This is a genomic window from Pseudoalteromonas arctica A 37-1-2 (genome assembly GCF_000238395.3).
Taxonomy (GTDB): Bacteria; Pseudomonadota; Gammaproteobacteria; order Enterobacterales; family Alteromonadaceae; genus Pseudoalteromonas; species Pseudoalteromonas arctica.
The window spans coordinates 436,825-450,700 of the sequence record NZ_CP011025.1 but is presented as its reverse complement, the minus strand read 5'-3'; the positions used below and the strand labels follow the sequence as shown (position 1 = coordinate 450,700).

Here is a 13,876-nt window from a genome sequence, read left to right as displayed (position 1 = left end):
ACCCTCTTTGAGACACTCTATTACACAGGCCCATAGCCCGAGGCTTTAATAGTGCTTAATACATTACGGGAAGTCCTACTATCTGGGTTATTATGTATAACAATTACTGCTAGCTCTTCTTACTTAAACCAATGGCGCGTTCTATTTGCGAACCAAACTAAGCTCAGCATCACAGGTACTTCAACTAACACACCGACTACGGTTGCAAGTGCAGCTCCTGAGTGTAATCCAAACAATGAAATAGCAACGGCAACCGCTAATTCAAAAAAGTTCGATGTTGCGATCATGCACGCTGGCGCAGCTATGTTGTGCTCAAGTTTCATTTTTTTTGCAGTAAAATAGGCAATAGCAAAAATACCGTAAGTTTGAATAAGCAGCGGAATAGCTATAAGTACAATCGCTTCAGGTTTAGCTAAAATAGTTTGTGACTGAAAACCAAATAACAAAGTAACGGTCGCTAACAAGCCCACGATAGAATACGGCTTCATAATGCCTAAAAACCGATTGAGACGAGAATGATCCCCAGTGTTATCTAGTTTTTTACGCGTCAACGCACCTAAAATTAACGGTACAAGTACATATAACACCACCGATAAAAATAGCGTATCCCATGGAATTGTTATATCGGTTACACCCAGTAATAAACCAGCGATAGGTGCAAACGCAAAAATCATAATTATATCGTTAATAGATACCTGTACTAGCGTATAATTAGCATCGCCTTTAGTAAGTTCGCTCCATACAAACACCATTGCAGTACATGGAGCTACACCGAGTAAAATCATACCTGCAATATATTCAGTTGCCGTTTTTGGATCGACCCAGTCTGCAAATATGCCCTTAAAAAATAGCCAACCTAACAGCGCCATAGTAAATGGTTTGATAAGCCAATTAAGTACAACCGTCAATAACAATCCTTTTGGCTTTTTACCAACGTCTTTAATAGATGAAAAATCGATTTTCACCATCATTGGGTAAATCATTAACCAAATAAGTACAGCGATAACCAGGTTAACGTGAGCATACTCCAAACCTGCAACAACGTTAAAAAACTCGGGCACTACTGAGCCACTAGCAACACCAGCAGCAATAGCCAATGCTACCCAAACCGATAAATATCGTTCAAACAACCCCATTACATCCTCCTAAATAGAACGTTGATTGACTCGCTCACTAAGCTTATCAGCCGATTCAACACGTTCTGAGTAGCGATCTACAAAGTAATCTTTTTGATCCCGCAGTAATAAAGTAAACTTCATCAACTCCTCCATAACATCAACAATCCGATTATAAAGTGGAGAGGGTTTCATACGCCCATTTTCTTCAAATTCCAAATGAGCCTGTGGCACCGACGACTGATTAGGTATTGTTACCATACGCATCCAACGCCCTAGTACTCGCAGTTGATTCACCACATTGAATGATTGTGAGCCACCACAAACTTGCAGCACAGCTAATGTTTTACCTTGCGTTGGCCTTACACCACCTAAACTAAGAGGTATCCAGTCAATTTGGTTTTTGAATATACTCGTCATTGCGCCGTGACGTTCTGGCGAGCACCATACTTGCCCTTCTGACCAAAGCATTAAATCTCGAAGCTCTTGTACTTTAGGGTGTGATTCATCTTCGCTATCGGTTTGAGGTAAACCTTCAGGGTTGAAAATTTTAACCTCTGCACCAAAATGTGTTAATAAACGCGCACTTTCCTCTACTACCAATTTGCTATAAGAGCGCGCTCTTAATGAGCCATATAACAATAAAATTTTAGGTTTATGCTCAGAAAAGCTGACGTTAAAATTTGTAGTGTGTGGAACAAAACTGTGTGCTTTATTTGTATTTGGTAACCCATTAACTTCTAACATTTATAACTCAACCTTTGTTGAAATGAATATATGAAAAATCGAATATATGGAATTTCACATATAAATTATTAGGAGTCAAATTCTATTTTATAAATTTTTCTTTTAAGTTAAAAAAACTAGGCTCGAGCCAATAGGAAATATTACGGTAGGTATTTGATATAGGTAATCATTAAATCACTTTAATGACTCAAGTATTTATTTAAATAGTGGATTATAGTTTTACGTAGATTTTGCGTTTAATAAGCTTTGCAAGATGGGTATTCATGCCAATAGATAAATTAAAAAATGAAAATTATTACTTCTACTATTTCATTGTACGTTTTAGTGCGCACAAAAAACCCAGCAATTACGCTGGGTTTGTAAGTTGCTTCTTTATAAAAGCATTTAACTTAACACTTTAAAAGTTCCAGAACTAAAACGGGATATCGTCGTCAAAATCAATGGTTGGTTCCATTGGGTTTGATGCGCCGCCTTGTGGAGCATTTTGTGGTTTAGGAGCGAAACCACCTTGCTGCTGCGGTGCACTATTTTGTTGTGGTGCAAAGCCGCCTTGCGGTTGTTGGTATTGATTATTTTGTTGTGGCGCAGGCGCTGACTGAGGTTGCGCTGCAGGTGCTGCTTGCTGTTGTGGAGCGTAACCACCTTGTTGCTGGTTATTTTGGCCTTGATTATTTTGACCGTAACCGCCGCTTTGTTGAGCACTTTGCGCTTGATTACCTTGGTAACCACCACCTTGTTGTCCACCTTGCGGCTGATTACCTTGGTAACCACCACTTTGCTGATCGCCACCACGTGCGCCCAACATTTGCATTTGACCAGTAAAGCCATCTACAACTATTTCTGTAGTGTATTTTTCTTGGCCTTGTTGATCGGTCCACTTACGTGTTTGAAGCTTACCTTCAACATAAATTTGTGAACCTTTACGACAATATTCACCAACAATTTCAGCTAATTTGCCAAAGAACACAACACGATGCCACTCAGTTTTATCAACCATTTGGCCAGTGTTTTTATCTTTATAGCTATCCGAAGTTGCTAAGGTAATATTTGCTACACCATTGCCGTTAGGCATATAACGAACTTCAGGATCTTGCCCTAAATTACCAACCAAAATTACTTTGTTCACACCGCGTGCCATGGAACCATCTCCTATAAATGTTAGATTAAACCAGCTACTTTACGTGCTTGGTCTAGGTCAAATTCTTTATCATTAATCTTTAAATAGCTGCGACTTTCATCGCGAACCACAGTTGCTTCTATTACGCCTGGTAAAGCAACTAACTGAGAAGCAAGTGTTTGAGCATGCTCTTCAGAATCTAATTTGGTCATTAAACTAATAACTTTACTTTTGGGTGGGACTTGCATTTTCCACGCAATAATAAGCCATATTAACCCAACAAGTGCCGCTGCAGCAAACACAGCTTGCGTCGTTGTAGTTTGTGCTACATAACCACCTAACATACCGCCTAAAAAGGCGCCTAAAAACTGACTAGATGAGTAGCCACCCATTGCTGAACCTTTTTGGCTTGCAGGTGCTATTCGCGATACAAGCGCAGGCATAGTGGCTTCTAAAAAGTTAAACGCCACAAAATAAAGCAGCATACACACAGCAATGCCTACTACACTATTAACCCATACCGACATTGCTAGCATACTAATAGTTAACAAGGCTACTGAGCCAATAAATGCTTGTTTTTCTTTCTCTTTTTTAATGGCCACAATCATTATTGGTACCATTAATAAAAATGCTAAAAATAGCACTGGAATATATAAATACCAGTGATGGTCGGCAACTAAGCCATCTTTAATTAATTGACTCGGCAGTACGACAAATATTGTGGTTAGCGTTAAGTGTAATAGCAATACACCTGCATTTAATCGTGCTAACTGAGGGTGCTTAATTAGTTTTTTAATGTCGCTAAAGCTTGCTAATGTATCGCCTTTGGGCGCTTTATTTACCGCATTTGGCACTAGCATAGTCACTATAAATATACCAAAAACAGCTAAAATAGCAGTCAACCAAAATACACCCGCAATACCCCACGAAGCTGCGACAATTGGCCCAAGTAGCATAGCAAAGGCAAAGCTCATTCCTATGCTCATACCAATAACGGCCATTACCTTTGGTCGTTGCTCATCGCGGCTTAAATCTGAAGCAAACGCGAGTAGCGCACTGGCTATTGCGCCCATACCTTGTAGAGCGCGGCCTACGGTAACCATTTGAATAGAGTCAGCTAATGCAGCAACTACAGAGCCAATAGCAAATACGACTAAGCCACCAACAATAACCTTTTTACGACCAATTTTATCGGATAATCGACCCATAGGTATTTGCAATACGGCTTGCGTTAAACCATACGCACCAATGGCAAAACCAATCCAAATAGGCGAAAAACCTTCAAGCGATTGTCCATAAATAGCCAATACAGGCATCAGCATAAACAAGCCGAGCATTCTAAATGCAAACACACTCGCCAGCGATACTGCGGCGCGTTTTTCTCGTGAATTAAGTGAAGATGCGGTCATTATCTGCGTGATCTTACTCTATGAAAAATTGAGGTTGGGATTCTACCATAAGCTTGGCAATAATTAATCGCCTATAAGTAAGGATTTTTCATTGATCAAGGATTAATATTGCTTCGTATTATGCGATACTGAGTAAATAATTTTGGTAATAAACGAGATAGCATGGAAAACATTGAAGTCCGAGGCGCCCGTACGCATAATTTAAAAGACATCAGCCTAACCATCCCACGTGATAAATTAATAGTTATTACTGGTCTATCTGGTTCGGGGAAGTCATCACTTGCATTTGATACACTTTATGCAGAAGGACAACGCCGGTATGTTGAATCACTTTCTGCGTATGCAAGACAATTTTTATCGCTTATGGAAAAGCCTGATGTAGATCACATCGAAGGCCTCTCTCCTGCAATTTCTATTGAGCAAAAATCAACGTCTCATAACCCACGATCCACTGTGGGTACTATTACCGAAATTTACGATTATTTACGACTTATGTTTGCCCGCGTTGGCGAACCACGATGCCCTACACATGATTTACCACTTGCTGCGCAAACAGTTAGTCAAATGGTGGATACTGTTTTGGCACTGCCTGAAGGCAGTAAATTAATGCTGCTTGCGCCTATAGTAAAAGAGCGTAAAGGTGAGCATGTTAAGTTATTAGAGCAGCTATCAAGTCAAGGTTATATTCGCGCCCGTATAGACGGTGAAGTATGTGACTTGTCTGATCCACCAACACTTGAGCTTCATAAAAAACATACAATAGAAGTTGTTGTAGACCGTTTTAAAGTAAAAGATGGCTTACAACAACGCTTAGCAGAATCGTTTGAAACTGCGCTTGAAATGTCTAATGGCGTTGCACATGTAGCATACATGGATGATAGCAGCGCTGAAGAAATTCTATTCTCAGCAAACTTTGCCTGCCCTACTTGTGGCTATGCAATGACTGAGCTAGAACCGCGTTTGTTTTCGTTTAATAACCCTGCTGGTGCGTGCCAAACCTGTGATGGTTTAGGTATACGTCAATATTTTGATCCTAATCGCGTAGTGCATAACCCAGAGTTAAGTCTTGCTGGCGGTGCAATTAAAGGCTGGGATAAACGCAGTTTTTATTACTATCAAATGCTACAAGCCGTTGCGGAGCATTATAGCTTTGATTTAGATGTGCCTTATCAAGATTTAGACAGCGACTCGAAAAAAATTATTTTAGATGGCTCTGGTAGCACTAAAATTGCGTTTAATTACCGTAACGACCGTGGCGATTTAATTACGCGTAATCATGAGTTTGAAGGCGTTTTAAATAACATGAATCGCCGCTACCGCGAAACTGAGTCAAACTCAGTACGCGAAGAACTTGCTAAATACCAAACAAGCCAAGCATGTCCTAGCTGTAATGGCTCGCGTTTACGCGAAGAATCTCGAAATGTATTTATTGGAAAAACCAACTTACCTGCAATCACGTGCATGAGTATTGGTGAAGCTATGGAATTTTTTGAAGGGTTAACCCTAACCGGACAAAAAGGCCAAATAGCTGAAAAAATATTAAAAGAAATTCGCGACCGTTTATCGTTTTTAATTAACGTTGGCCTAAATTACTTATCACTTGAGCGCAGCGCCGACACACTATCAGGTGGTGAAGCTCAGCGTATTCGCTTAGCAAGCCAAATTGGTGCAGGCCTTGTAGGTGTAATGTACGTACTAGATGAGCCATCTATTGGGCTGCATCAACGCGATAACGACCGCTTATTACAAACACTGGTCCATTTGCGCGACTTAGGCAACACCGTTATTGTGGTAGAGCACGATGAAGATGCTATTCGTGCCGCTGACCATATTATTGATATTGGCCCAGGCGCGGGTGTTCATGGTGGGCATATTATTGCTCAAGGAACACGCGACGATATTTTAGCAAGCAAAGAGTCTGTTACGGGCCAGTTTTTATCTGGCGTACGTAGAATAGAAATACCAAAAGAACGTCACCCAATGAACGATAAATGGCTAGAGCTATTTGGCGCAACGGGTAATAACCTTAAAAATGTGGATTTAAAAATCCCATTTGGTTTAATGACCTGTGTGACAGGTGTATCGGGCTCGGGTAAATCAACGTTAATAAACGACACTTTATTTAAACTTGCTCATACAGAGCTAAATGGCGCAACAACTGCCGAAGCTGCACCCTATAAATCAATTAGCGGTTTAGATCATTTTGATAAAGTGATCGATATTGATCAAAGCCCAATTGGTCGTACTCCGCGTTCAAATCCGGCAACCTACACAGGTATATTTACCGGCATTCGTGAGTTATTTGCAGGTACACAAGAAGCGCGCTCACGTGGCTACAAAGTAGGTCGCTTTAGCTTTAACGTTAAAGGCGGACGCTGTGAAGCTTGCCAAGGTGACGGCTTAATTAAAGTTGAAATGCACTTTTTACCTGATGTGTATGTACCGTGTGATGTATGTAAGAGCAAACGCTATAATCGCGAAACCCTCGAAGTACAATACAAAGGTAAAAACATACACCAAGTGCTTGAGATGACAGTTGAAGACGCTCATGATTACTTTGATAAAATACCGGCTATTGCGCGTAAGCTTAAAACGCTGATGGACGTTGGTTTGTCGTACGTGCGTTTAGGACAAGCCGCTACTACTCTCTCTGGTGGTGAGGCGCAACGTGTAAAATTAGCGCGCGAGCTATCAAAGCGTGATACTGGTAAAACGCTCTACATATTAGATGAGCCAACAACAGGCTTACACTTTGCTGATATTGAACAGCTGCTTGTTGTACTTCATCGTCTGCGCGATCACGGCAATACAATTGTTGTTATTGAGCACAACCTCGATGTAATTAAAACAGCAGATTGGGTTATCGATTTAGGACCTGAAGGCGGAGCTGGCGGTGGTGAAATACTCATTGCAGGCACGCCAGAAGAAGTAGCCGAATGTGAGCGTTCACATACTGGGCATTACTTAAAACCTCTATTAAATAAATAGAGGTTTTGCTTACCCACCATAAGGAAAGTCGGTATTAAGTACTTTAGAGTTATAAAGTGGCGGGCAAATAAGCTTCTATATAAAATATAACTCAATTAATCAGTATTATATAAAAAATGCCGCTTAGTAAAGCGGCATTTTTTGTTTTTAAATTTATATATAATTTAACCGCGAGGTATAAAACCAAGCGCATCGTATACCGATTTCAATGTTTTCTCAGCACGTACACTTGCTTTTTCAGCACCTGATTTCATTATGCTATTAAGTAGGTTTTGATCTTCTCTGATCTCTTTAAAACGTGCTTGTATTGGCTCAATCATGTTTACAACTGCATCTGCTGTATCTTTCTTTAAATGGCCATACATTTTATCTTCATACTCAGGAACTAGGTCTTCTATTGAGCGCTTAGTTGCAACACTCAATAAAGTAAGCAAGTTTGATACGCCAGGCTTTTCTGTGCGATCAAAATAAATACGTGCTTGTTCATCTGAATCTGTTACTGCTTTTTTAAGCTTTTTCACAATTTGTTTAGGCCCATCTAATAACATGATGTAACCATTTGGGTTTTCGTCAGACTTAGACATCTTTTTAAGTGGGTCTTGCAAGCTCATTACGCGTGCACCAAACTCAGGAATGTACGGCTCTGGTAATTTAAATACGTCGCCGTATAAATTATTAAAGCGTGTTGCTATATCGCGAGTCAGCTCTAAGTGTTGCTTTTGATCTTCACCGACGGGTACTTGATCAGCTTGATATAATAAAATATCTGCAGCTTGCAATACCGGATACGAAAATAAGCCCACGTTTACGTTATTTGCATGCTTAGATGACTTGTCTTTAAACTGAGTCATTCGATTAAGCTCACCCATTTGCGCGTAACAATTTAATACCCACGCTAACTGTGCGTGCTCAGGTACTTGTGATTGTACAAATAACGCAGATTTTTCAGGATCAATGCCACATGCTGCGTAAAGAGCAATACCATCCAACACTCGAGAGCGCAGTAATTCAGGCTCTTGGCGAACCGTAATAGCGTGTAAGTCTACTAACATAAAGAAACTTTCGTGGTCTTCCTGTAACTTTAGCCACTGGTTAATAGCGCCAACATAGTTGCCTATTGTCATACCACCGGTTGGCTGAATGCCGCTTAAAACTACTGGTTTACTCATGATTTTCCTTTATTTTGCTTAATTAATAATATTTAACGCTGCGTTAGAACAGGTATTATATCTAAGAAGTTATCGCATAGGTACTGCGGATTATAATCCTCAAGATTTTCACCTTGGTTATAACCGTAACTAAGTGCAATCACGTCTATATTAGCGGCTTTAGCTGCAAGTATATCGCTTTTAGAATCCCCTATCATTATTGCTTTATTAGGCTCCGCATTTAGTTTTTTGCAGGCAAACAGCAATGGCTCTGGCGATGGTTTTTTTGCCATGTCGTCACCACATACAATCACATCAAAATGACTCGTTAGTGCCAGTTTGTCGAGTAATTTTTCTGTAAATATTCGAGACTTATTAGTGATTAATGCTTTAGGCATACCACGAAGTGCTGCAAGCCCGGTTTCTACATGTTGGTACAGCACACTATACTCACCAACTTGTTGTTCATAGTGCTTGTAAAACTGTAATATTGCTTTGCTACTAAGTGACTCATCTAGATGTTCACTCACTTGCATATCGCCACTCAAAGCGCGTTTAACGAGGACTTCAACCCCATTACCGACCCAGCTTTCAACCAAGCGTTGACTAACAATAGGGAAAGCAAGACCACTCAAGGTTAAATTAATAGCAATATACAAGTCGTAAACGCTATCAACCAAGGTACCATCTAAATCAAATAAGGCGACATCGTACTTCATTACTTAACACTTCCAAGCTGTTTACGCATTTGATCAATCACAACCTTGTAATCTGGTTGATTAAAAATAGCTGAGCCTGCAACAAACATATCAGCACCCGCTTGTGCTGCTGCTGCAATGTTATCGACTTTAATCCCACCATCAACCTCTAAGCGAATATCTCGGCCTGACTCAATAATACGCTGTTTAGCTTGGCGTAATTTTTCAAGCGTATGAGGGATAAAGCTTTGCCCGCCAAAACCAGGGTTAACCGACATAAGTAAAATGGTATCTAGCTTATCAATAACATGATCTAAATAACTTAAGCTTGTAGCAGGGTTAAACACTAAGCCTGCTTTACAGCCGTGATCTTTTATTAACTGTATTGTACGATCGACGTGCTCACTGGCTTCTGGATGAAAAGTAATAATTGATGCGCCAGCCTCTGCAAACAATGGAATAATGCTATCTACAGGCTTAACCATTAAATGTACGTCGATAGGTGCTGTAATGCCGTAATCTCTTAGTGCTTTACACACCATAGGACCAATTGTGAGATTAGGTACATAGTGATTATCCATTACATCAAAGTGAACCACGTCAGCGCCCGCTTCGAGTACTTTATCAACATCTTCGCCTAGTTTTGCAAAATCAGCAGACAAAATAGAAGGGGCTATTAAATATTTTTGCTCTGGGTTAAACATGATTAACTCCATCAATAAATAGTGTATTGCGTTAATGTAACTTAATTGAAGATGTTACCCAAGTAATATGGCGTAATAGCCCCTATTTCAGGTAACTTTAAGTTTGATATTTAATCAATATTTGCTATGATTAAAAAAGTAACAAATTATTGGATTTCATCATGCGTGCTTTTAAAACTGGGATATTAATTGCGTCGGCATTACTGCTTATCGGGGCGTTTAGCTTTGGTTCAAGCTCTGAGCAAGAATTAAGCTCAGTGGGTAATTGTCATAATACACAAGTGGTAAGTGCTCAAAACACATTAACTACAATCACGTGTATTAAAGCCGAAGAAGAGTCATCGTGGTTTTCGTGGTTAACTGGCGATAGCCGTAGTGCTCAGTTTCATTACCTCGATTTACTAGAGCTACTTACTAGCTCTGATGATTCTAAAAACACTCCATCTTTAAAACCTTTATTTTAAATAATGCTGCAATTTTTTAGTGCGTTGCAAAGTGTGCTAGCAGCATTTTTTGGTGTTCAATCTGAAAATAAACGCCAAGTCGATTTTAAACAACACTCTCCTGTCTCTATCATCCTAATTGCGGTTGTACTATTTATTGCTTTTGTTATCGCAATTTACGCTGTGGTTGCTTGGGTGCTAAATACATAGCCATCAACTCGTCAACTTTATTTCTAGAGCCACCTTTGGGGCTAATAGTGCGCTTTACTTGAATTTGGTCAAGTGATGCTTGGCTATAAATTTTTCGAGTCCATACGGTATCGTGATTAGAGATAAGCACTGGTGTATCATTTTCAAAGGCAGCCTTCTCAGCCAGATTAGCCAAATTAGCCTGATCATCTAAATTAAACCCCCCTTTAGCGTAAGACGTAAAAGAAGCGGTTTTACTTAATGGTACATAAGGTGGGTCGCAATAAATAACTGCATTGTTAGGCACTAACTTAAAAACGTCATCGTAATCTAAACAGGTAAAGGTTGCTTTTTGTGCTTTTTCAGCAAAAAAATACATTTCTTTTTCAGGAAAGTAAGGCTTTTTATATTTACCAAAAGGCACATTAAAAATACCTTTTAAATTATACCTACAGAGTCCGTTGTAACCATGGCGGTTCATGTATAAAAACAATATTGAACGTTCATATACATCACGACTTTGATTAAACTGCACACGATATTCGTAATAAGCATCTGCGTGATTATTCAAATCTACAAATAACTTTTTAGCGTCACTAATCAGCTCATCTGGAGAGCTTTTTAGCTCTTTGTATAAGTTAATTAAGTCTGCATTTATATCGTTGAGAATATAGTGTTTAAAGTCACTATTTAAAAACACAGAGCCTGCACCAACAAAAGGTTCAACCAACGTATCAGCATGCTTGCTAGCTTGGTTTAATCGCGCATTAATATTTTCAACTAGGCTGTATTTTCCGCCGGCCCATTTAAGGAAGGCTCTACTCTTTTGCTGCATTGGCTCTTTACTTCAATCTGGTGTTGCGCGATTTTACACTAAAGCAGTGTGTTTTACTGATCAACGAGTGCTATTTCTTGCTTTATTTTACTAATTTTTTTATAGAAAGGTTTATTTTTTCTAACCTCAGCAGATAAAGTATCCATTGCTGATTTTGCTTCGTTTATACTTTCAAAACTGCCAAATGTAACAACCCACCATATTTTATTATTTCGCTTTGTTTGGTAAGTATGAGTTTGCTGCTGTAGATTGAATTGAGCAATAAAATTATCGCTAACTTCCTGCTGAGTTACGGCTAATAATTGAATAACACTATTTGTATCTATTTGCTGCATGTACCATATATTATCTTGGCTGATCTGAGTTTGCTCTGCTGTATTTACTTTTAGAGCTTCAGATTTAACGTCACTTGATACACTGCTTTTATTATTAGTACTATCATCAACATCATTGTCTAATACGTTAACTGTGTTGCCAGGTTCGGTAAGGCTTTGCATTATGGCAGGCACATCATTAATGTGTACACGCTCTGGCTTAATATCTGGCTCAACAACTTTGGGGTCATTTAAGTTAATTATTGAGTCATTTTTCTTTATAGCCGGCTCACTTACTTGCTCTATAGATATTGCTGTATTTACTACTTGTGTTTCTTCTTGCTGATAATACTGTTGCCACCACTGCGTCATATCCGACTTATAAAGCAGACCAATAATTAAAAGCATAATCAGCAACATCAAAATCAATAAGTGTAATCGCCAAGACACTTTGTCTTTAACAATAATATCGGCTATGTGCTCACTAGGTTGCCAAGCAAGCAATAAGCTGGGATTACCGTGAGCCTCAGCTAAAAAAGTACTAAATACAGGGTCTTCATCATAGGGTAAGTCTGTAAAGTACCACTGCAATAACATCTTGCTTTCTCGAAGCGTTAGCGGCTCCAGATAAATTTCAACAGCGTTATTTAAAGCCAGTTTAGACTGTGAAGCTATTATAATATATAGCGTATTTGGGCTGTTTTTAGAAAGTAACTCAAGCTCAATTAACATCTCATCAGATAATTGCCTACCGCCATCAAGTACCCATAAACATGGCCCGCATGGTTGCTGCTGCAGTAATTGGTAATAGTTTTCAGGTAAACTTAAGTTATGATCAATCAGGGGAGAGTTAAAGCTTTGCTCTAATAACTCACTCATTAGCTGAGCATCAGTCATTTGCGCACTTACTTGCACGAAGGCTTTATTAAAGTCGTTGTATTTATCTGTAATGAAGGTTTCGAGCATATAACTTTTACCTAGCCCAGAAGTGCCAAGTAAAACAATTAAATTTTGCCCGTACTCAAATTGCAGTGCGATTCTATCCACCAAAGCCGCACGGCTTGGTAAAATTTGTGACTGCATTTACTGCTCGATTAAGTCTCTAACTTGATCATCAGATACATTATCAACTAATGCACACTGGCCAAATTGGGTAGGTAGAATAAAGCGGATAGTGCCTTTTTTATTCTTTTTGTCTTTACGCATATGCGTTAAAAACTGCTCGCTAGTCATTTGCTTTGGAATTTCTGTTGGTAAATTATATAGCTCAAGCAGCTTAATAATTCGATCAACTTCATCTGCGCTTAAATCTTGGCGTGTCTTGGCAAGTTTAGCTGCTAATACCATTCCTGTTGCAACAGCTTCGCCGTGTAACCAAACGCCATAACCCATCTGTGCCTCAATTGCATGGGCAAATGTATGGCCTAAGTTTAACAAAGCCCGTAAGCCATGTTCTTTTTCATCTTGAGCAACTATAAGCGCTTTTATTTCACAACATCTAAAAATGATATGCTGTAAGCATGCTTCATCTAGTTGCTGTAAATTAGTCACATTTCGCTCTAAATAGGCAAATAATTCGGTATCGTAAATCAGACCATACTTAATTACCTCAGCCATACCTGCTGCAAACTCTCGTGCAGGTAGAGTGTGTAATGTTTGCGTATCAATAAAAACCGCTTGAGGCTGATAAAATGCCCCTATCATATTTTTACCTAACGGATGATTTACTGCCGTTTTTCCACCTACCGATGAATCAACCTGTGAAAGCACTGTCGTTGGTATTTGAATAAACGGTACGCCGCGCTGATAACAAGCCGCTACAAAACCAGTTAGGTCACCTACAACACCGCCACCTAACGCAATTAAACACGTATCTCGGCCACAGTTATTTTGTAGTAAAAATGCTGATATTTTTTCAAACCATTCTAGTGATTTATATTGCTCACCGTCAGGAATAATAAAAGATAGCGGATTTAGATCAGCTAATGAATCAAGTAACCTTTGCAAATATAAAGGCGCTATTGTGTCATTAGTAATGATGATAGGCCGACAATCACCAATGTGGTGAACCAGGCGGCCATTATCTTGAAGTGCAGATTGCCCAATATAAATAGGATAACTTCGCTCGTCCAAATTAACAGTTAATTTAAGCATGCTTGGCTATTCCTT

13 protein-coding genes are annotated in these 13,876 nt (G+C 39.3%); 3 read left to right on the top strand and 10 right to left on the bottom strand.

Translation table 11 applies throughout. The features are described 5' to 3' along the window. Positions 1-119: 119 nt before the first annotated feature. The 4 genes from arsB to PARC_RS01970 form a co-directional block, all read right to left on the bottom strand. Entirely contained in the window at positions 120-1,136 is a 1,017-nt protein-coding gene (gene arsB, locus PARC_RS01985) for an ACR3 family arsenite efflux transporter (RefSeq protein WP_010553782.1), read from the bottom strand. A gap of 9 nt (positions 1,137-1,145) precedes the next feature. After that, on the bottom strand, positions 1,146-1,862 hold the full coding sequence (arsH, locus tag PARC_RS01980) for an arsenical resistance protein ArsH (protein ID WP_010553783.1): 717 nt from the start codon (positions 1,860-1,862) through the stop codon (positions 1,146-1,148). Positions 1,863-2,274: 412 nt separating this feature from the next. Next, a complete protein-coding gene (gene ssb, locus PARC_RS01975; protein ID WP_010553784.1) occupies positions 2,275-3,000 on the bottom strand; it encodes a single-stranded DNA-binding protein in 726 nt (241 codons plus the stop codon). Between the two features lie 20 nt (positions 3,001-3,020). Further along, a complete protein-coding gene (locus PARC_RS01970) occupies positions 3,021-4,388 on the bottom strand; it encodes an MFS transporter (RefSeq protein WP_010553785.1) in 1,368 nt (455 codons plus the stop codon). A 162-nt stretch (positions 4,389-4,550) separates the two neighbouring features. Here PARC_RS01970 and uvrA point away from each other — a divergent pair, with 162 nt between their 5' ends. Further along, positions 4,551-7,376, top strand: a complete 2,826-nt coding sequence (gene uvrA, locus PARC_RS01965) for an excinuclease ABC subunit UvrA (protein WP_010553786.1) — start codon at positions 4,551-4,553, stop codon at positions 7,374-7,376. 164 nt (positions 7,377-7,540) lie between these two features. Here uvrA and trpS read toward each other — a convergent pair whose 3' ends face one another. Genes trpS through rpe form a run of 3 tightly spaced genes read right to left on the bottom strand, consistent with a single transcriptional unit; the run spans position 7,541 to position 9,926 of the window. Further along, positions 7,541-8,545, bottom strand: coding sequence for a tryptophan--tRNA ligase (gene trpS / locus PARC_RS01960; RefSeq protein ID WP_010553787.1), 1,005 nt, complete (start codon positions 8,543-8,545; stop codon positions 7,541-7,543). A 32-nt stretch (positions 8,546-8,577) separates the two neighbouring features. Further along, positions 8,578-9,243 (bottom strand): phosphoglycolate phosphatase, encoded by a 666-nt coding sequence (locus tag PARC_RS01955; protein ID WP_010553788.1) that lies wholly within the window; start codon positions 9,241-9,243, stop codon positions 8,578-8,580. Beyond that, positions 9,243-9,926 carry a ribulose-phosphate 3-epimerase gene (gene rpe / locus PARC_RS01950; RefSeq protein WP_010553789.1) on the bottom strand — a complete coding sequence of 228 codons (684 nt, stop codon included), beginning with the start codon at positions 9,924-9,926 and terminating at the stop codon, positions 9,243-9,245. Before rpe ends, PARC_RS01955 begins: the two co-directional genes overlap by 1 nt. Before the next feature lie 161 nt (positions 9,927-10,087). Here rpe and PARC_RS01945 point away from each other — a divergent pair, with 161 nt between their 5' ends. Next, positions 10,088-10,390 carry a hypothetical protein gene (locus PARC_RS01945; protein ID WP_010553790.1) on the top strand — a complete coding sequence of 101 codons (303 nt, stop codon included), beginning with the start codon at positions 10,088-10,090 and terminating at the stop codon, positions 10,388-10,390. Positions 10,391-10,393: 3 nt separating this feature from the next. After that, positions 10,394-10,579: a DUF2970 domain-containing protein gene (locus PARC_RS01940; RefSeq protein WP_007586286.1), complete on the top strand. Its 186-nt coding sequence runs from the start codon at positions 10,394-10,396 to the stop codon at positions 10,577-10,579. Here PARC_RS01940 and PARC_RS01935 read toward each other — a convergent pair. From PARC_RS01935 to aroB, 3 genes are read right to left on the bottom strand one after another with little or no spacing between them, the layout of a single operon-like run. Next, a complete protein-coding gene (locus PARC_RS01935; protein ID WP_007586285.1) occupies positions 10,536-11,393 on the bottom strand; it encodes a Dam family site-specific DNA-(adenine-N6)-methyltransferase in 858 nt (285 codons plus the stop codon). The genes PARC_RS01940 and PARC_RS01935 overlap by 44 nt on opposite strands. 53 nt (positions 11,394-11,446) lie before the next feature. Further along, entirely contained in the window at positions 11,447-12,790 is a 1,344-nt protein-coding gene (locus PARC_RS01930; RefSeq protein ID WP_010553792.1) for an AAA family ATPase, read from the bottom strand. Further along, entirely contained in the window at positions 12,791-13,861 is a 1,071-nt protein-coding gene (aroB, locus tag PARC_RS01925) for a 3-dehydroquinate synthase (RefSeq protein WP_010553793.1), read from the bottom strand. It lies immediately after the preceding gene. Positions 13,862-13,876: the final 15 nt, after the last annotated feature.